General features: G+C 67.9%; 20 protein-coding genes and 1 riboswitch. Of the genes, 11 read left to right on the top strand and 9 right to left on the bottom strand.

Annotation, left to right across the window (positions count from 1 at the left end):
• The first annotated feature begins 14 nt into the window (after nucleotides 1-14).
• Genes G6N58_RS04990 through G6N58_RS04980 form a run of 3 tightly spaced genes read left to right on the top strand, consistent with a single transcriptional unit; the run spans nucleotide 15 to nucleotide 1,901 of the window.
• Nucleotides 15-620: a biotin transporter BioY gene (locus G6N58_RS04990; protein ID WP_115279497.1), complete on the top strand. Its 606-nt coding sequence runs from the start codon at nucleotides 15-17 to the stop codon at nucleotides 618-620.
• The gene (locus G6N58_RS04985; protein WP_115279498.1) at nucleotides 607-1,302 is read left to right on the top strand and encodes an energy-coupling factor ABC transporter ATP-binding protein; all 696 of its coding nucleotides are present in this window, start codon (nucleotides 607-609) and stop codon (nucleotides 1,300-1,302) included. The genes G6N58_RS04990 and G6N58_RS04985 overlap by 14 nt, the downstream gene beginning before the upstream one ends.
• Nucleotides 1,299-1,901, top strand: coding sequence for a CbiQ family ECF transporter T component (locus G6N58_RS04980; protein WP_115279499.1), 603 nt, complete (start codon nucleotides 1,299-1,301; stop codon nucleotides 1,899-1,901). The genes G6N58_RS04985 and G6N58_RS04980 overlap by 4 nt, the downstream gene beginning before the upstream one ends.
• A gap of 7 nt (nucleotides 1,902-1,908) precedes the next feature.
• Here the strand turns inward: G6N58_RS04980 and G6N58_RS04975 are convergent, their stop codons facing one another.
• Together G6N58_RS04975 and G6N58_RS04970 are read right to left on the bottom strand one after the other, a co-directional pair.
• Nucleotides 1,909-2,526 carry a response regulator gene (locus tag G6N58_RS04975; protein WP_115279500.1) on the bottom strand — a complete coding sequence of 206 codons (618 nt, stop codon included), beginning with the start codon at nucleotides 2,524-2,526 and terminating at the stop codon, nucleotides 1,909-1,911.
• Nucleotides 2,523-3,863 (bottom strand): sensor histidine kinase, encoded by a 1,341-nt coding sequence (locus G6N58_RS04970; protein ID WP_115279501.1) that lies wholly within the window; start codon nucleotides 3,861-3,863, stop codon nucleotides 2,523-2,525. Before G6N58_RS04970 ends, G6N58_RS04975 begins: the two co-directional genes overlap by 4 nt.
• A 146-nt stretch (nucleotides 3,864-4,009) precedes the next feature.
• On the opposite strand from G6N58_RS04970, the gene G6N58_RS04965 reads away from it, so the two are divergent.
• Both G6N58_RS04965 and G6N58_RS04960 read left to right on the top strand, forming a co-directional pair.
• Nucleotides 4,010-4,210 carry a hypothetical protein gene (locus G6N58_RS04965; RefSeq protein WP_147289354.1) on the top strand — a complete coding sequence of 67 codons (201 nt, stop codon included), beginning with the start codon at nucleotides 4,010-4,012 and terminating at the stop codon, nucleotides 4,208-4,210.
• A 37-nt stretch (nucleotides 4,211-4,247) separates the two neighbouring features.
• Nucleotides 4,248-4,805, top strand: coding sequence for a type 1 glutamine amidotransferase domain-containing protein (locus G6N58_RS04960; protein ID WP_115279502.1), 558 nt, complete (start codon nucleotides 4,248-4,250; stop codon nucleotides 4,803-4,805).
• 1 nt (nucleotide 4,806) lies between these two features.
• On the opposite strand, the gene G6N58_RS04955 is transcribed toward G6N58_RS04960, so the two are convergent.
• Nucleotides 4,807-5,400, bottom strand: coding sequence for an Rv1733c family protein (locus G6N58_RS04955; RefSeq protein ID WP_147289355.1), 594 nt, complete (start codon nucleotides 5,398-5,400; stop codon nucleotides 4,807-4,809).
• Nucleotides 5,401-5,559: 159 nt separating this feature from the next.
• Between G6N58_RS04955 and G6N58_RS04950 the strand changes: the two genes are divergently transcribed.
• A complete protein-coding gene (locus G6N58_RS04950; RefSeq protein ID WP_272866085.1) occupies nucleotides 5,560-5,841 on the top strand; it encodes a WhiB family transcriptional regulator in 282 nt (93 codons plus the stop codon).
• 25 nt (nucleotides 5,842-5,866) lie between these two features.
• Here G6N58_RS04950 and G6N58_RS04945 read toward each other — a convergent pair whose 3' ends face one another.
• Nucleotides 5,867-6,082: a hypervirulence associated TUDOR domain-containing protein gene (locus G6N58_RS04945; RefSeq protein ID WP_115279504.1), complete on the bottom strand. Its 216-nt coding sequence runs from the start codon at nucleotides 6,080-6,082 to the stop codon at nucleotides 5,867-5,869.
• A gap of 83 nt (nucleotides 6,083-6,165) precedes the next feature.
• Nucleotides 6,166-6,231, top strand: a riboswitch (guanidine-III (ykkC-III) riboswitch).
• A gap of 12 nt (nucleotides 6,232-6,243) precedes the next feature.
• Here G6N58_RS04945 and G6N58_RS04940 point away from each other — a divergent pair.
• Together G6N58_RS04940 and G6N58_RS04935 are read left to right on the top strand one after the other, a co-directional pair.
• Nucleotides 6,244-6,558, top strand: a complete 315-nt coding sequence (locus G6N58_RS04940) for a DMT family transporter (RefSeq protein ID WP_068918843.1) — start codon at nucleotides 6,244-6,246, stop codon at nucleotides 6,556-6,558.
• 2 nt (nucleotides 6,559-6,560) lie between these two features.
• A complete protein-coding gene (locus G6N58_RS04935) occupies nucleotides 6,561-6,950 on the top strand; it encodes a DMT family transporter (RefSeq protein WP_115279505.1) in 390 nt (129 codons plus the stop codon).
• Here the strand turns inward: G6N58_RS04935 and G6N58_RS04930 are convergent.
• A complete protein-coding gene (locus tag G6N58_RS04930; protein WP_068918841.1) occupies nucleotides 6,926-7,324 on the bottom strand; it encodes a heme-binding protein in 399 nt (132 codons plus the stop codon). The two genes, G6N58_RS04935 and G6N58_RS04930, sit on opposite strands and share 25 nt — an antisense overlap.
• Nucleotides 7,325-7,597: 273 nt before the next feature.
• Here G6N58_RS04930 and G6N58_RS04925 point away from each other — a divergent pair, with 273 nt between their 5' ends.
• Complete coding sequence (locus tag G6N58_RS04925; RefSeq protein ID WP_163907916.1) at nucleotides 7,598-8,488, top strand: LysR family transcriptional regulator ArgP; 891 nt, start codon at nucleotides 7,598-7,600, stop codon at nucleotides 8,486-8,488.
• Here G6N58_RS04925 and G6N58_RS04920 read toward each other — a convergent pair whose 3' ends face one another.
• Nucleotides 8,489-9,427, bottom strand: coding sequence for a DUF808 domain-containing protein (locus G6N58_RS04920; protein WP_115279506.1), 939 nt, complete (start codon nucleotides 9,425-9,427; stop codon nucleotides 8,489-8,491).
• Nucleotides 9,428-9,513: 86 nt separating this feature from the next.
• Here G6N58_RS04920 and G6N58_RS04915 point away from each other — a divergent pair, with 86 nt between their 5' ends.
• Nucleotides 9,514-11,709: a molybdopterin-dependent oxidoreductase gene (locus G6N58_RS04915; RefSeq protein ID WP_115279507.1), complete on the top strand. Its 2,196-nt coding sequence runs from the start codon at nucleotides 9,514-9,516 to the stop codon at nucleotides 11,707-11,709.
• 83 nt (nucleotides 11,710-11,792) lie between these two features.
• On the opposite strand, the gene G6N58_RS04910 is transcribed toward G6N58_RS04915, so the two are convergent.
• Together G6N58_RS04910 and G6N58_RS04905 are read right to left on the bottom strand one after the other, a co-directional pair.
• Nucleotides 11,793-12,206 (bottom strand): STAS domain-containing protein, encoded by a 414-nt coding sequence (locus tag G6N58_RS04910; RefSeq protein WP_115279508.1) that lies wholly within the window; start codon nucleotides 12,204-12,206, stop codon nucleotides 11,793-11,795.
• A 106-nt stretch (nucleotides 12,207-12,312) separates the two neighbouring features.
• On the bottom strand, nucleotides 12,313-13,521 hold the full coding sequence (locus G6N58_RS04905; RefSeq protein ID WP_115279509.1) for a DNA polymerase domain-containing protein: 1,209 nt from the start codon (nucleotides 13,519-13,521) through the stop codon (nucleotides 12,313-12,315).
• A 67-nt stretch (nucleotides 13,522-13,588) separates the two neighbouring features.
• Between G6N58_RS04905 and fadD2 the strand changes: the two genes are divergently transcribed.
• On the top strand, nucleotides 13,589-15,274 hold the full coding sequence (gene fadD2 / locus G6N58_RS04900; protein WP_115281809.1) for a long-chain-fatty-acid--CoA ligase FadD2: 1,686 nt from the start codon (nucleotides 13,589-13,591) through the stop codon (nucleotides 15,272-15,274).
• Between the two features lie 73 nt (nucleotides 15,275-15,347).
• Here fadD2 and G6N58_RS04895 read toward each other — a convergent pair whose 3' ends face one another.
• The gene (locus tag G6N58_RS04895) at nucleotides 15,348-16,127 is read right to left on the bottom strand and encodes an SDR family NAD(P)-dependent oxidoreductase (protein WP_115279510.1); all 780 of its coding nucleotides are present in this window, start codon (nucleotides 16,125-16,127) and stop codon (nucleotides 15,348-15,350) included.
• Nucleotides 16,128-16,129: the final 2 nt, after the last annotated feature.

Here is a 16,129-nt window from a genome sequence, read left to right as displayed (position 1 = left end):
ACGATAATGCGTCGATGCAGAACGGATCATCCTGGCGACGACGCGCGGCCATCACCCCGGCCGACCTGGCGCAGGCCGCGGTGTTCGCCGCACTGATCGCCGCGCTCGGCCTGCCCGGCACCATCACCATCGGTGCCAGCGGCGTGCCCATCACCCTGCAGACACTGGGGGTGATGCTGGCGGGCTCGATCCTGGGTGCCCGTAAGGGTGCGCTGGCTGTCGCGCTGTTCGCGGCCCTGGCCATCGCGGGCCTGCCGATCCTGGCCGGAGCCCGGACCGGGCTGGTGTCACTGGCCTCGCCCACCGCGGGCTTCTTCGTCGGCTGGCTGCCCGCGGTGATCGTCATCGGCGCGCTGACCGGACTGATGATCCCGCGGTACCGCGTGCTCTGGGGCATCCTGATCAACATCGTCGGCGGGATGGCGGTGATCTATGCCTTCGGTACCGCCGGACTGATGATCCGCACCGACCTGTCCTGGTGGGCGGCGCTGTCCACCAACGGCATCTATCTTCCCGGCGACATCGCCAAAGCGGTGGTGGCCGCCGTGGTCGCCGCGCAGGTGCACCGAGCCCGCCCGGGCCTGATCACCCCGTTGCGCCGTCGACGTGCCCCCGCCTGAGACCGCGGGCATCGTCTTCGACCGGGTCTCGCACTCGTTCGGGGAACGTGTTGTCCTGAAAGATGTTTCGCTGACGCTCACCGAACGCCGCGTCGGGATCCTGGGCGCCAACGGCAGCGGTAAGTCGACACTGGCGCGGATGATCAACGGACTAGTGCTCCCGGACCACGGAGCGGTGCGGGTCGACGGGTTGGACACCAAGAAATCCGCCCGCGCGGTCCGGCGCAAGGTCGGCTTCGTCTTCACCGACCCCGATCGGCAGATCCTGATGCCCACCGTTGCCGAGGACATCGAATTGTCCCTGTCGCGCCACCGGTTGTCGCGAGACGAGCGACGGCAGCGAGCGCGTGAGGTCCTCGACCGGTTCGGTTTGTCCGGGCACGCCGATCATCCCGCTCATCTGCTCTCTGGCGGTCAGAAACAGCTGCTGGCGCTGGCGGCCGTCCTGGTCACCGAACCCGCCGTCGTGGTGGCCGATGAACCGACCACCCTGCTGGACCTGCGCAACACCGCGATGTTGCGCGACGCCCTGGCCGGCCTGGCGACCCGGCTGATCGTGGTCACCCATGATCTGGATCTGGTGCACGATTTCGACCGGGTGGTGGTGATCGACGACGGCGCGGTGCGGGCCGACGACACACCGCGGGCTGCCGTGGCCGCCTACCGCAGGCTGATGGCATGACCGTACTGGGGAGCTACCGCCCGGGCACCACAGTGCTGCACCGCAGCCCCGCGGGGCTGAAACTGCTCGGGCTCGGCGGGGCCATCACGCTGATGACGGTGGTGGTGAACACTCCGCTGAGGCTCGCGGTCGCCACCGCTGCGGTCGCGGTGGCGGTGCTGGTGTCCGGCATCGGGATCCGTGTGCTGGCCGCGCAGTTGCGCCCCGTGCTGTGGGTGGTGGTCTTCATCTTCGCCTTCCAGCTGTTGTTCACCGATTGGCGCCGGGCCGTGGTGGTCTGCGGAATCCTGCTGTTGTCGGTGGCGCTGGCCGCCGTGGTCACCGCGACCACCCGGACCACCGAGATGCTGGGAGCCATCACGGGAGCACTGCGGCCGTTGGGGCGCTTCGGGTTTCCCGTCGACCAGGTGGCCCTCGCGTTGGCGCTGACCATCCGGGCCATCCCGCTGATGATCGAGACGGTTGCGCAGGTCGAGGAGGCGCGCCGGGCGCGGGGCCTGCGGTTCTCCCCGCGGGTGGTGGTGGCTCCGGTGGTGGTGGCCGCGCTGCGCACCGCCGACGGCTTCGCCGAGGCGTTGGTGGCGCGCAGGCTGGACTGAGGGCGGCTCACAGGCCGTTACGGCTGGCCCACAACGCGGCCTGGGTCCGATCGGCGACGTCGAGCACGCGGAAGATCCGGGTCAGGTGCGCTTTGACCGTCTTGTCGCTGATCGTCAACCGCCGAGCGATCAGCTTGTTCGGCAGCCCCTCGACCAGCAGCGTCAGCACTTCGCGCTCGCGCGGTGAGAGACGCTCCAGCGGCCCAGGGGTCGCCGGGGTGTCGAGAGCGGTGTGTGCGGCCCTGGGATCGATGGGAGATCCGCCGTGCGCAGCCTCGACGATCGCCCGGCCCACCTCGGCGGAGTCGACGTCCTTGAGCAGGTAGCCGCATGCCCCCGCCGCAAGAGCGCCGACGATGCGGGGGCGGTCGGCGAACGCGGTGAGCACCACCACCGCGGTCTCCGGCCGCGCGGCGGCGATCTGACGGGTGGCCTCGATCCCGTCCAGCACCGGCATGTCGAGATCCATCAGCACAACGTCGGGTAGCAGGCGGGCGTGTTCGGCGACGCCCTGGGCCCCATCCGCGGCCACCCCCACCAGGTCGATACCGTCCAGCGCGGCGATCAGTCGGCCGAGCCCGTCACGGATCACGCCGTGGTCGTCGACCAGCAATACCCGGATCATCGCAGTGGCATCCTGACCGACACCGTGGTACCTGCCCCCGGCGTCGAGTGCACGGCGAGCACGCCGTCGGCCTGCGTCACCACCTCGTCGAGCAGGGTGAGGCCCACGTGTCCCTCGGCGGTGCGCGCACGGCGCTCGTCATCGCTGAAACCATGCCCGTTGTCGGCGACATCGAGGCGCACGGTGTCCTCTTCCCGGTGTACCGAGACGTCGACGGTGCTCGCCGCGGCATGCAGGCGGGCATTGTGGACGGCCTCCCGGGCCACCCGGTACAGCAGTGCGTCGTCAGGGTGGTCCCCGAATTCCTCGTCGATCGTCAGCGTGGTGGTGATGCCGTCGGCCTGCAGCGGGCTCAGCAGGTCGCTGAGTGCCACATGCAGACCCGTCGCGTGCAGATTCGGGGGGTGGATCTCGACCAGGAGGGTCCGCAGGTCCCGGATCCCGTTGCGCAGCGTCACCGCGGCGTCGCGCAGCGCGCCGGCCTCGGCCTCGTCGCCGCGGCGCGCCGCGGCATCTGCCAGCGGCGCCAAGCCGAAGGCCACCCCCGCGAGATCTTGCACCACCCCGTCGTGCAGGCCAGCCGCGATGCGACGGCGTTCGCCGGTGGAAGCCGCAATAGCGTTGGCCAGCAGCTGTTCTCGGTCCCGGTAGCCGCGCTGGAGCCGGCGGGCCATCGAGTAGGCCAGCGGCACCTGAAACAACAGCAGCACCACCACGGCGCCGATCAGCACCGGTGCCAATGCCGACAGCAGCCGGGTACCGCTGGCGCTCACGGCGCTGAACCGTTGGTAGATCTCGAACAGCAGGGGAGTGCCGTCGGGGGTGTGCACGATGGTGTGGGCTTCCAACAACCGGTCCTCCCGGCGCTCGTAGGCGTTCTCGGGCTGCGTCAGATCGCTGAGTTCGGCGTCGACCTGACCGGTGTCGAACAGTTCGCGCTCCTCGGATCCCAGCGTGAACCGTTGACCGATCAGGGCCGGTTCGTCGGAATAAAGGATGGTGCCGTCCTGCGCCCACAGCTTCACCCGCACGATCGAGTCGCCCAGCACCTGGCTTCGGATCACGCTGTCGAGCTGCCGCAGTGCTTGTGGGTCCCCGTTGCGGATGCCGTCCCGCAGGCCCGCCGCCTCCACCAGTCGGCCCTCGGACCGCACCCGTTCCCGGGTGTCCTGGGTGGCTTCGTCGATCGCCACACCCCGCAGCACGAAGAACCCCCCGACCATGATCACCGCAATGGCCACCAGGCTGCCCACCACGAACCACGACACCGCCGCGCGCACCGGAAACGGCCGGGCCGTCTCGCGGCGGCCGAGCGTGCGGGCTCGTCTCGGCCACATCTGCTCAGACTAGGTGGGCAACGGGTCTTTCGAGGCTCTGCGACTACGACTTTGGTCGTAGCAGTGCGGCAACCCCGACCAAAGTCCAATGGTGGTGCGCGCGTGGCCTTGCCAAGGTGGGTGCACAACCTTCGGAAAGGACGATCATGCGAACGAGAATTGCTGCAGGGGTACTGCTCGTCGGGATGGCGGTGGCGGGTGCTCTGGGTACTGCGGGCATCGCCGGAGCCAAGCACGGCGCAGACGACCCGGTGGGTCATGTCCGGCACTCGCAGGGGGCCGATGACCTCATCGTGGGCCACCACCATCGCGGTCGCGGAGGCGACGACCGACCCGGCCATCACTGACCTGATTCAGCGTGGGGTCGTCGGGTAGTCAACGACGATGCCGAATGAATTGTCAGGCCGCAGAATCGCCATTCTGGCCGCCGACGGAGTGGAGAAGATCGAACTGGAGCAGCCCCGCGACGCGGTACGCGACGCCGGCGGACAGGTCGAGGTGCTCTCGCTGAGTACCGAGGACATCCACGCGTTCAACCACGACATCGAGCCCGCGGGCACGATGTCGGTGGACCGTGCCGTCGGCGATGCGCGCGTGGAGGACTATGACGGGCTGATCCTGCCCGGGGGCACCGTGAATCCGGACAAGCTGCGACTGGATGAGTCGGCGGTGGCGTTCGTCCGAGCTTTCGTCCAGTCGGGTAAACCGGTGGCGGCCATCTGCCACGGTCCGTGGACGCTGGTGGAGGCGCAGGTGGTGGCGGGCCGGACCCTGACCTCGTACCCCAGCATCCGCACCGACCTGCGCAACGCCGGAGCCACCGTGGTGGACCAGCAGGTGTGCATCGACGGCAACGTCATCACCAGTCGGTCCCCGGAGGACCTGCCTGCGTTCTGCCAGGCGATCACCGACCGCTTTTCCGGCACGCCAGCGCACACCTGAGTCAGCTGTTCTGGTCGGCCCAGCCGTCATCGTTGTGGGCCAGCAGCAGCAATTCGCGCTCCCAGGACTGAGCCCGCAGCCGGTCGAGGCCGAAGCGAGCGGCGGCCGCGCCCAGTGCGACGAATGCGACCGTTGAGCCCCACACCGTCCATGCGCGGCCGGACGCGATGGCGCGCGCCTGCTGGGGAGTTTCGGGGGCGCTGACCACCTCGCCGGCCGAATTGGTCCACACGGTGACCGTATCTCCGGCCGCGACCGGGGTGGGGTTGCTGACCAGGGCGGTGCGGGTCTCGGTGCCGTCTTTCCACTGGACGCGCACCGGGCCGGGACGGTTGTACCTGCCGGCGGCCATGGCGGTGCCGCCCACGGCGGTGGCCGCGATGTGATTGGTGGTCCGCATCTGCTGGTCGATCATCTGCAGGCGGGCGTCGTAGGCATCGTCTCCCGCCTGTGACGCGAACGGGATGGCGATCAGCGCGACCGCGAAAACCACGAGCACGGCCAGCGCTTCGAGGCGATCGGTGGCACGGACCAAAGGGTTGCGGCCGAGGGCGAGAAAGAGCCATCGACAACGCAGGGTGAACGATCGCATCATCAGCTCACCCCGTCCTTTGTTACGTGCATGTTTCCATCGTGTCACATCTACTCGAACTGGCCAAGATTCACCGCGATCAGATGGGTGGGCGCCGAGGCGGGCTGCACTGACGATGGGAATACCCGAAATCCGTTGGGCCAAGCCGTGGGGAGGATGCCGATGAGCGAGCCACCGAGGGCACTCGAATCAGTGTGGGAATGGCAGCTGCAGGGCCGGTGCCGCGCGCTCCCGGCCCACATCTTCTTCCCCGACGATCACCGGGGCCAGGCCCTGCGGGAGCGCGAGGAAAAAGCGAAGCGGGTGTGCCGCGGTTGCCCGGTCCTGGTCACCTGTCGAGAGCACGCGCTCCAGCTGCCGGAGCGGTTCGGTGTGTGGGGAGCCATGACGGCACGTGAGCGTTCCCGGGCGCGCAGAGCGCAGACCGACAGCCGGGGCGCCTGAGCTCAGGGCCCCGTTGCGGTGAGGCTCAGCTCGATTTCTTGGACAGGGCGTCCGGCTTGTGCACGGCGTCATTGCCGCTCTTGTCGCTCGTCACCCGGTACTGCGGATCGTCCGACGAGGCCCGGACTGTGCGGCCGGCGGCTTCGGTGTCCGAGGTGATCTTCTGCTCGACTGTCCCCTCCACCGTGTTGCCGTGGCTCTGCCACGTGACTTTGTCGCCCTTTTCCAGCTCTTTGCTCATGGCAGACGGGGTACCCCGTCCTCACGTCGAGTCACACGTTTCCGGGACATGACGATGTTGGAACGCCGGTGTATCGTCGCTGCTTGGAGGCTGGAAATCGGTCTCGCGGACGAGGGAGCAGTACCCGCACCGGACAAGACTGACTCGTAGGAGGTCTTGCCATGGCGTGGACGATCCTGGTGCTGGCTGGAGTGCTGGAAGCCGTATGGGCGGTGGCCCTGGCCGCCTCCGACCGATTCCGGCGGCCCGTTCCCGTGGTGGTGTTCCTGGTCGCGATGGCGCTGAGCATGGCCGGTCTGGCCTATGCGATGACCGACCTGCCGACGGGCACCGCGTACGCGGTCTGGGTGGGAATCGGCGCCTCCCTCACGGTCCTGTGGGGCATCGTCACCGGCGCAGAACGTGCGACGGCGGCGCGCAGCCTGCTTCTACTCGGACTGGTCGGCAGCGTGGTCGGCCTGAAGGTGGTGAGCTGAGCATGGCGTGGGTCGTGTTGCTCGTCAGTGCTGTCCTGGAAGCGGTGTGGGCCACGGCGCTCGGCCAGTCTCAGGGCTTCACCCAGGCGACCGCGGTGGTGGTCTTCGCGGTGGCACTGGTCGCCAGCCTCGGCGGCTTGGGTTGGGCGGTGCGCGAAATTCCGATAGGGACGGCCTATGCCGTGTGGACCGGGCTCGGTGCGGCACTCACCGTCGGCTATGCCGTGGTCAGCGGCACCGAGTCGGCCTCTGTGTGGAAGCTGGTGTTCCTCAGCGGAATTGTGGCCTGTGTGGCCGGATTGAAGCTGCTGCCCGAGGAGCGTCCGACCCGCCGCCGCACCGCGGCGGCGGATCGTCCGCGTTCGGATCAGCCCGCGACGAACTCCTCGTAGGCGCTGGCCAGATACGGCGGCAGCACCGTCGTATTGCACGCACGCTGAGTGTCACCGATGGGCGCCAGGATGCCGCGCAACTCGTAGTACTCCCCGGGGTTGGCGGTGAAGTAGTTGCGGATGTTGGCCGCAGCCACATCCCGCGGCTGCGTCACGGCCGCAGACACCACGCCCCCGGCGCCGGGGTGGGCGGCCAGATACTGCTGTGCCGCCACCGTCACCGAGTCGACGGTGCCGTTGACGCCGGCCGGGCTGCAGTCCGGCGCCGCCGATGCCGCGGGTGCGACGGCGGTTGCTGCAGCCAGCCCCCCGAAGAGGCAGGTAGCAGCGGTGGCGGCGATGCGCCGGCGTGCGGACTTGCCACTGAAACTCATGATCACTTCTCTCTCCACTATGTGTGGTTCCGATTTCCCGTCCCGAAAAACAAAGTACCGAAACGGAATTCGTGCTCGAAACAGCTGTAGACGAAGATCTACCCGGATGTCGGAGCGTTACACCGCAGTGCCGTGATGTTCGCCGCACATGGAGCGGAGTGCTCTGCTGAAAGCGAACAAACCTGCACGTTGCTTGAGTTTCTTTAGAGTTTGCCGCGAATTCTTAGGTTACCGTCAGTCCCAATCGTGACCGATCTGTGACTCGGAGGTGGGATGGCACCGGCTCCTGACGCTCGCCTGGGCGCCGATCAGCTGGCCGCACTGGCAGCGGTGATCGAGTTCGGCAGCTTCGACACCGCCGCTGACCACCTGCACGTCACACCGTCGGCGGTGAGCCAGCGGATAAAGGCCCTGGAGCAGCGGGTCGGGCAAGTACTGGTGGTCCGGGAGAAACCCTGTCGCGCCACCGCCGCCGGCGTGCCGCTGCTGCGGCTGGCCGCACAGACCGCGCTCTTGGAAGCCGAGGCGCTGGCCGAGACCGCGGGCGGTGCGGCGCACCGCACCAGGGTGGCCATCGCCGTCAACGCCGACTCCATGTCCACCTGGTTCACCGCTGTGCTGACCGGGCTGCCCGACGTGCTGCTGGACATCCGCATCGAGGACCAGGACCACTCGGCACGGCTGCTGCGTGAAGGGGAGGTGATGGGGGCGGTGACCACCGAGCGCACACCGGTGTCCGGCTGCCGGGTGCAGCCGCTCGGCGTGATGCGCTACGTCCCGGTGTCCAGCCCCGAGTTCATGGCACGCCACCTCCCGGACGGGTTCACCCGCGACGCGGCGTCACAGGCACCCTCTCTGGCGTGGAACCGTGATGACGCCCTGCAGGACATGCTGCTGCGCAAGGTTTTTCGTCGGACGATCGGTCGCCCGGTGCACTACGTTCCGACCGCCGACGGTTTCGGGGCGGCGGCCCTGGCCGGGCTGGGCTGGGGGATGTATCCCGAACATCTCGCCGCGTCCGCCCTGGCCGACGGCTCCTTCGTGCGGATCTCGCGCGCCCACTTGGACGTCCCGCTGTACTGGCAGTGCTGGAAGCTCGACAGCGCCACCGTCACCGCCATCACCGCCGCCGTTCGCGCGGCGGCCGCCCCGGCGCTGCGCTGATCAGGCGTGTTTGGCGTGCTTGCCGAACGGCAGCACGCTCATGACCGCGACCACCACGGCGCCCACCACCGTGCCGATCACCGCCGAGGCTGCGGTGTTGATCAACCAGGCCAGCACCGCACCGATACCCGCGATGTGGTGTACCGCCTCTTCGGCGTGGTGCACCAGCGCATACGGGGCGTGCCAGCCGAGCTCGTCGACGCCCACCAGCAGGATGTGACCGCCTACCCACAGCATCGCGACCGTGCCGACCACCGACAGCGTCGCCAACAGCTTCGGCATCGCGGCCACCAGGCCCCGGCCCACCTTCTGCGCGAACGACGAACTGCGCCGGGTCAGGTGCAGTCCCACGTCGTCCATCTTCACGATGCCGGCGACCACGCCGTACACCACGGCCGTGATGACCAGTGCGACGACCACCAGGATGATCAACCTCGGGAAGAACGACTGGTCGGCGACCTCGTTGAGGGCGATGACCATGATCTCGGCGGACAGGATGAAGTCGGTGCGGATGGCCCCGGTGACCATGAACTTCTCGGCGTCCTCACCCTGGGCCGCCACCGGTGCCGCGTGGCCGCCGTGGCCGGAGATCGTGCCCCACACCTTCTCGGCGCCCTCGTAGCACAGGTAGGTCGCACCCAGCATCAGGATCGGGGTCAGCAGGAATGGGGCGAACTGGCTCAACAGCAGGGCCGCCGGGAGGATGAACACCAGCTTGTTGCGCAGCGAGCCGATCGCGATCCGCTTGATGATCGGCAGTTCGCGCGCCGGTTCGATGCCTTGCACGTACTGCGGCGTCACGGCCGTGTCGTCGATCACCACCCCCGCCGCCTTCGCGGTGGCGCGGCCGGCGGCAGCCCCGATGTCGTCCACCGATGCGGCCGCCAGACGGGCGATCGCGGCAACATCGTCCAACAGCCCGAACAGACCGGCGCTCATGAAGCGCAAGGCTACCGGTTCCCTGTGAACGTGGTGTGTGGCAATCGCGTCACACAGAGTAGACACATCTCCTAGCGTGTCTACTCATGTCGACATCGCCGCCAGGAGCCGAGCAGCGGATCACCTACTGCCGTATCTGTGAACCGATGTGCGGTCTGATCGCCACCGTCGCCGACGGCCGGCTGGTGTCCCTGCGCCCCGATCACGACCACCCGCTCTCACGCGGCCGGGCGTGTCCGAAAGGCATCGCCTTCACCGACGTGCAGAACGACCCCGACCGGGTGCTCGAACCGCTGCGCAGACGCCAGGACGGCACCTTCGAACAGGTCAGCTGGGACGAGGCCCTGGCCGACATCGCCGCCCGGTTGTCGACGATCATCACCAACCACGGCGGGCACAGCGTCGGACAGTACTTCGGCAATCCGGCCGCGTTCGGCTACGCCACCAGCCTGTGGCCCGGAGTGTTCATGGCCCGCATCGGCTCACGGCATCTGTACTCGGCCGGCTCGCAGGACATCAACAGCCGGTTCGTGGCCAGCAAGCTGCTCTACGGCGCGGCCAGTCAGCTGCCGTTCCCGGACCTGCCCCGCACCCATTTCCTGTTCATGCTGGGGGCCAATCCGCTTGTCTCCCATGGCAGTGCGTTACGGGCGCCGCGCATCAAGGACGACCTGGCCGACATCGTGCGCCGCGGCGGCCGGGTGGTGGTGGTCGATCCCCGCCGCACCGAGACCGCGCGTCAGTACGAGCACGTGCAGGTCCGCCCGGATTCCGACGCCTGGCTGCTGCTGTCGATGCTGCAGGTGGTGTTCGCCGACGGTCTCGAATCCCGCGAGGTCGTCGAGCACCAGGCCGTCGGCCTCGACGGGCTGGCCGGGCTGTGCGCGCCGTTCCCGCCGGAGCAGACCGCCGCGCGGACCGGAGTGCCCGCCGAGACGGTGCGCGCGCTGGCGCGGGACTTCGCGTCGGCGCCGTCGGCATCGGCCTACGGCCGCACCGGTGCCTGCCTCGGCACGCACGGCACCCTGGTGAGTTTTCTGCTCGACGCGTTGACCGCGGTCACCGGCAATCTCGACCGCGCCGGCGGCACCCTGATGTCGCACCCGGTGATCCCGCTGGAAGAGCTCGGGGAGCGGCTCGGCAGCTTCAGCTACGACTCCATGCGCTCGCGGATCGGCAATCTGCCCGACGTCAACGGCACCTTTCCCGCCGCTCTGATGGCCGACGAGATCACCACCCCGGGGCCGGGGCAGATGCGGGCACTGTTCGTGGTCGCGGGCAATCCGGTGCTGTCTGTGCCGAACAGCGCTGCGCTGGAGGCCGCTGTAGGTCAGCTCGAGCTCTTCGTCTCATTCGACCTGTACGTCAACGAGACCAACCGGCTGGCCCATTACATCCTGCCGGGTACCACCATGCTCGAACGCGACGACCTGCCGATCGCCTTCGCGGCGTGTTCGCCGACGTTGTTCGTGCAGTCCACCGATGCCGTGCTGGCACCCTACGGGCAGGCCAGGCCGGAATGGCAGGTGTATGCCGAACTGGCCCGCCGGATGCGGCTGTCCCTGTTGGCGACGGGACCGTTGGAACGGTTCAACGCCGTGCTGGCATGGCTGGAGCGCCGTGGGCTCCTGCGGATGACACCCCGGGCCATGATGGGGGTGCTGCTGCGGCTGGGCCCCTACGGCGATCGGTTCGGGCTGCGGCGACGCGGACTGAACCTGCGCACGTTGGCCGCCCACCCGCACGGAATCGTGTTGGCCGACCATGCCCCCACCGGGGTGCTGGCGAAGGTGGTGCGCCTGCCCGGAAGCAAGGTGCGTCTGGATCCCCCGCAGATCGCCGACGAGGTGCGGCGGCTGCCCGCAGGGGTGCCCGTCGACCCCGCATTCCCGTTGCTGCTCATCGGAATTCGCGAGATGCGGTCACAGAACAGCTGGATGCACAACAGCCCGACGTTGATGAAGGGGGACCGGCAGCAGCGGGCCAGGATCAATCCCGCCGACGCCGCAGCCGCCGCGATCGCTGACGGCGGGCAGGTGCGCATCGTGTCGAATCAGGGGGCCATCGTGGCCACGGTTCTGGTGACCGACGAGGTACCCGCCGGCACCGTCGCGGTGCCCCAAGGCTGGGGCCACCGCGGCGGCGGATGGCAGTTGGCGAATGAGAGGCCGGGCGCCAACGTCAACGAACTGACGTCCAATCAGCCCCAGGATCTCGAGAAATTGGCCGGTATGGCCGTACTCAACGGCGTGCCGGTCCGGTTGGAATCAGTGCCGAGCTAGACAGCCTTGGCGGCGGCCCTGTGACGGCCCTTGACGAGGTATGCCAGCCAGCGAACATCGATCAACATGGGATCTCCTAAGACTCAGGCCGACTTGGCCAGGATGGGCAGGAGGCGGCGACGCTCGGTCATCGCATCCGAGAAGCATTGCAGCGCATCGGGAACCGACGATGCGGTGGGATGTTCGCCGGTCAGCATCGCGGCGACGGCGGCGCTGGGAACCAGCATCCACTCGTCGTCGGTACGTCGGCACGCTTCGTCGACGGCCGTCAACAGTGCCACGGCCAGCGGAGCGAAGGCGTCCACCCCACTGAGGTCCAGGATGAACGGCTTCTCCCGGATGATCGAGCGGGTGACCTGACGGATCAGCTCATCAACATTGGTGGCGTCGACGTCACCAGTGACCCGCACGACGGTGGCGAGCTGCCGGCACAACGAACGCACCTGCGCGCCACCGATTTCGACGACCGGATTGCCATAGCGGAATACGGTGGGCATGTGACTGCTCCCCTCGGGACGCGGTGTATCGAACTTCCGTGTCTTCGACAGTAAGCAGCGTTTGTAAGGTACTCGGGAGTAAGCACTAACGCTTCAGTAAGAGAATTCAGCTTCTTCGGTACTGGCCGCCGGAATAGTTCTCCCACGGCGAATAGTCGGCCACCAGATCTTCCTGCTGCGGGCGCTGCCCCTCCGGTACGTGCTGGAGGTTGATCCGGATGCGGTACCACAGGGAACTCGGGCCGCGCATGCCGTCGACCAGGACGTCGATGGGCTCCAGCCGCTGCGCCACCTGCGGGTGGCGCTCTTTCCAGGTCTCCAGCGCCGCCAGCGCCTCCTCTTTGGTCCTGGTGCGGGCAATCTCGATCAATGGCATCTTGCGGGCGCCGCGGGGTGCCTTCTCCGGTGGGCCCATCTCCTCGGCCAAGGCGAGCAGTTGGGTCAGGTCACCGGGGGCGTCGTCCATCCCCTCCCAGGGGTCACCCATCTCGGCGTAGCGCGCAGGCACCGTCGCCACCGTGAAGGCCTCGGGCCGGCAGTCGGGCACCTCGGACCACAGCAGCGGCGTGGACACCCGGGCGTCGGGGCGGGAACGCACCGAATACGCCGACGCCACGGTGCGGTCCTTGGCGTTCTGGTTGAAGTCGACGAAGACGCCTTCGCGTTCCTCCTTCCACCACCGGCTGGTCGCCAGCTCCGGGGCACGTCGCTCCACCTCGCGGGCCACCGTTTCGGCTGCCAACCGGACCTGCTTGTACGGCCAGTGCGGATGGATGCGGGCATAGATGTGGAACCCGCGCGACCCCGAGGTCTTCGGCCAGGCGGTCAGCCCGTGGTCCTCCAGCACCTCTTTGGCCACCTGGGCCACGTCGAGGATGTTCTGCCAGGTCACGCCGGGCATCGGATCCAGGTCCACCCGTAGTTCGTCGGGATGGTCGAGGTCTCCGGAGCGCACCGGGTGAGGGTTGAGGTCGACGCACCCGAGGTTGACCGCCCACACCAGGCCGGCGGGTTCGCGCAGCACGGCTTCCTTGGCCGACGTGCCCGAGGCGTACTTCAGCTCGGCGACGTCGATCCAGTCCGGCCGTTTCTCCGGGGCGCGCTTCTGGAACACCGCCTCTTCGGTGATGCCCTTGACGAAGCGCTTGAGGACCATCGGGCGGTCGTACACCCCGCGCAACGCCCCCTCTGCGACGGCCAGGTAGTAGTTGACCAGATCGAGCTTGGTGACGCCCGCGTCCGGAAACACCACCTTGTCCGGGTTGGTCACGGTGACCTCGCGGCCCCCGACGTCCACCTGCAGCGAACCGGCCATCCCGCCATGCTAATTGCGCGGGAGTTTTCGGACCCCGGTGCGACACCCGTCACATAGGGTGAACGCCATGCCGAACCTCACTGACCTCCCGTTGCAAGCGGTGGCCAAAGCACAGCAGCTCGCCGAACGCGGGTCAGCCGAACTGCACTACGCGCGCAAGATGTTCGAGGCGGGTGCCTTCAAGCTCGAACCGCCGCAGAACATCGTCGCGATGCTGGCCGACATTCGGCGGTGGGGCGAGTTCGGCATGATCCCGGCGCTGAATGCACGGCGTACCCCCGATCGCACGGCCATCATCGATGACGACGGCGAGATCACGTTCAAGGAGCTCAACGACTCGGCCAACGCCGTCGCCAACGCGCTGCTGGCCAAGGGCGTCAAGGGTGGCGACGGAGTGGCGCTGCTGATCCGCAACCACCGGTGGTTTCTGATCGCGCTCTACGGCGCGGCCAAGGTCGGCGCCCGGCTGATCCTGCTCAACAGCGAGTTCTCCGGTCCACAGATCAAAGAGGTCAGCGAGCGCGAAGGCGCCAAGCTGATCATTCACGACGACGAGTACTCCAAGGCAGTCGCGGCGGCCGACCCCCCGTTGGGCAAACTGCGGGCCCTGCCGACCAACCCGGACAACGACGCACCGTCGGAGAGCGACGCCGAGACCCTTGAGCACCTGATCTCGCAGTCCTCGACGTCGCCGCCGCCCAAGGCCGGCAAGCACTCCAAGATCATCATCTTGACCAGCGGCACCACCGGAACCCCCAAGGGTGCCAACCGCAGCTCGCCGCCCTCGCTGGCGCCCATCGGCGGGGTGCTGTCGCACGTGCCCTTCAAATCCGGTGAGGTGACGTCGCTGCCGGCCCCGATGTTCCACGCGCTGGGCTTCCTGCACGCCACCATCGCCATGATGCTGGGTTCCACCCTGGTGCTGCGGCGGCGCTTCAAGCCCGCCACCGTGCTGGCCGACCTGGAGAAGCACAAGGTGACCGCCATGGTGGTGGTGCCGGTGATGCTGTCGCGGCTGCTCGACGAGTTGGAGAAGACGGACCCGAAGCCGGATCTGTCCAAGCTGCGCATCGTCTTCGTGTCGGGCTCGCAACTGGGCGCCGAGCTGGCCACCCGCGCGATGAAGGATCTGGGCCCGGTGGTCTACAACCTCTATGGGTCCACCGAGATCGCGTTCGCCTCCATCGCCCGCCCGCAAGACCTGAAGAAGAACCCCGCCACCGTCGGGCCAGTTGTCAAGGGCGTCAAGGTCAAGCTGTACGACGAGAACGGTGTCGAGGTGCCCAAGGGCGAAGTGGGCCGCATCTTCGTCGGCAACACCTTCCCCTTCGAGGGGTACACCGGCGGCGGCGGCAAGGCCATCATCGACGGGCTGATGTCCTCTGGCGATGTCGGCTACTTCGATGAGCACGGCCTGCTCTACGTCAGCGGCCGCGACGACGAGATGATTGTCTGCGGCGGCGAGAACGTGTTCCCCGCCGAGGTCGAGGATCTGATCAGCGGCCATCCAGAGGTGGTGGAGGCCACCGCACTCGGCGTGGAGGACAAGGAGTGGGGCCACCGGCTGCGCGCATTCGTCGTCAAGGTCGAAGGCGCCAGCGTCGACGAAGAGGCCATCAAGCTCTACGTCAAGGAGAACCTGGCCCGCTACAAGGTGCCGCGGGAGGTCATCTTCCTCGACGAACTGCCGCGCAATCCCACCGGCAAGATCCTCAAGCGCGAGCTGAAGGATATCGAGATCGACGGTCAGTAGCCCAAACACGCCGAGCGTGCGTGTCTGTACCCCCGACGCGCCATCACATGTGTCGCAATGCGCACGCTCGGCGTCAGGGAACGATGGAGTCGACGTAGCCACCGTCGGCCCGCACGGCGCCGCCGGTGGTGGCCGACGCCAGCGGTGACGCCAGGTAGACCACCATGTTGGCGATCTCCTCGGGCTCGATGAGCCGCTGCAGCAACGACTGCGGGCGGTGGGTTTTCATGAACTCGCGCTGGGCCTCCTCCCAGGGCAGGTTCTTGTCGACCAGCTGGTAGACGAAATCCTCCACGCCGGCGGTGTGGGTGGGGCCGGCGATGACGGAGTTCACCGTGACCCCGGTGCCGGCGGCGTCCTTGGCGAAGCCGCGGGTGACCGCCAGCAGCGCCGTCTTGGAGACGCCGTAGTGGATCATCTCCGCGGGTGTCACCAGGGCGGAGTCACTGGCAATCTGAATGGCTCTGCCCCAACCCTTTTCGGTCATGCCGGGCAGGTAGGCGCGGATCAGCCGTACGGCCGAGAGCACGTTGACGTCGAAGAAACGCCGCCACTGCTCGTCGGAGATCTCCCGGGCTGGAACCGCTTCGAAGATGCCGAGGTTGTTGACCAGCACGTCGACGGCGGGCACCTGCTCCAGCAGCGTCGCCACTCCCTCGTCGGTGGTCACGTCGGCGGCGACAGCGACCGCGTCACCGCCGATGCGTGAGACCGCCTCATCCACGCGCACGGCACTGCGGCCGTTGACGACGACGCGGGCGCCGGCCGCAGCCAGGCCCTCGGCGATCGCGAGCCCGATGCCCTGCGTCGAACCCGTGACAAGTGCGGTTTTGCCGGAAAGCTCGATCTTCACGC

The sequence above is a fragment of the Mycolicibacterium tokaiense genome (genome assembly GCF_010725885.1).
GTDB classification, from domain to species: Bacteria; Actinomycetota; Actinomycetes; order Mycobacteriales; family Mycobacteriaceae; genus Mycobacterium; species Mycobacterium tokaiense.
This window is presented reverse-complemented; position numbering and strand designations above follow the sequence as displayed.

What these genes read in the sequence shown, in the direction of transcription:
- G6N58_RS04990 (WP_115279497.1), top strand. Translation starts at nt 15, where the DNA reads ATGCAGAACGGATCATCCTGGCGACGACGCGCGGCCATCACCCCGGCC.
- G6N58_RS04980 (WP_115279499.1), top strand. Translation starts at nt 1,299, where the DNA reads ATGACCGTACTGGGGAGCTACCGCCCGGGCACCACAGTGCTGCACCGC.
- G6N58_RS04975 (WP_115279500.1), bottom strand. Translation starts at nt 2,526, where the DNA reads ATGATCCGGGTATTGCTGGTCGACGACCACGGCGTGATCCGTGACGGG.
- G6N58_RS04970 (WP_115279501.1), bottom strand. Translation starts at nt 3,863, where the DNA reads ATGTGGCCGAGACGAGCCCGCACGCTCGGCCGCCGCGAGACGGCCCGG.
- G6N58_RS04965 (WP_147289354.1), top strand. Translation starts at nt 4,010, where the DNA reads ATGCGAACGAGAATTGCTGCAGGGGTACTGCTCGTCGGGATGGCGGTG.
- G6N58_RS04960 (WP_115279502.1), top strand. Translation starts at nt 4,248, where the DNA reads ATGCCGAATGAATTGTCAGGCCGCAGAATCGCCATTCTGGCCGCCGAC.
- G6N58_RS04955 (WP_147289355.1), bottom strand. Translation starts at nt 5,400, where the DNA reads ATGATGCGATCGTTCACCCTGCGTTGTCGATGGCTCTTTCTCGCCCTC.
- G6N58_RS04950 (WP_272866085.1), top strand. Translation starts at nt 5,560, where the DNA reads ATGAGCGAGCCACCGAGGGCACTCGAATCAGTGTGGGAATGGCAGCTG.
- G6N58_RS04945 (WP_115279504.1), bottom strand. Translation starts at nt 6,082, where the DNA reads ATGAGCAAAGAGCTGGAAAAGGGCGACAAAGTCACGTGGCAGAGCCAC.
- G6N58_RS04940 (WP_068918843.1), top strand. Translation starts at nt 6,244, where the DNA reads ATGGCGTGGACGATCCTGGTGCTGGCTGGAGTGCTGGAAGCCGTATGG.
- G6N58_RS04935 (WP_115279505.1), top strand. Translation starts at nt 6,561, where the DNA reads ATGGCGTGGGTCGTGTTGCTCGTCAGTGCTGTCCTGGAAGCGGTGTGG.
- G6N58_RS04930 (WP_068918841.1), bottom strand. Translation starts at nt 7,324, where the DNA reads ATGAGTTTCAGTGGCAAGTCCGCACGCCGGCGCATCGCCGCCACCGCT.
- G6N58_RS04925 (WP_163907916.1), top strand. Translation starts at nt 7,598, where the DNA reads ATGGCACCGGCTCCTGACGCTCGCCTGGGCGCCGATCAGCTGGCCGCA.
- G6N58_RS04920 (WP_115279506.1), bottom strand. Translation starts at nt 9,427, where the DNA reads ATGAGCGCCGGTCTGTTCGGGCTGTTGGACGATGTTGCCGCGATCGCC.
- G6N58_RS04915 (WP_115279507.1), top strand. Translation starts at nt 9,514, where the DNA reads ATGTCGACATCGCCGCCAGGAGCCGAGCAGCGGATCACCTACTGCCGT.
- G6N58_RS04910 (WP_115279508.1), bottom strand. Translation starts at nt 12,206, where the DNA reads ATGCCCACCGTATTCCGCTATGGCAATCCGGTCGTCGAAATCGGTGGC.
- G6N58_RS04905 (WP_115279509.1), bottom strand. Translation starts at nt 13,521, where the DNA reads ATGGCCGGTTCGCTGCAGGTGGACGTCGGGGGCCGCGAGGTCACCGTG.
- fadD2 (WP_115281809.1), top strand. Translation starts at nt 13,589, where the DNA reads ATGCCGAACCTCACTGACCTCCCGTTGCAAGCGGTGGCCAAAGCACAG.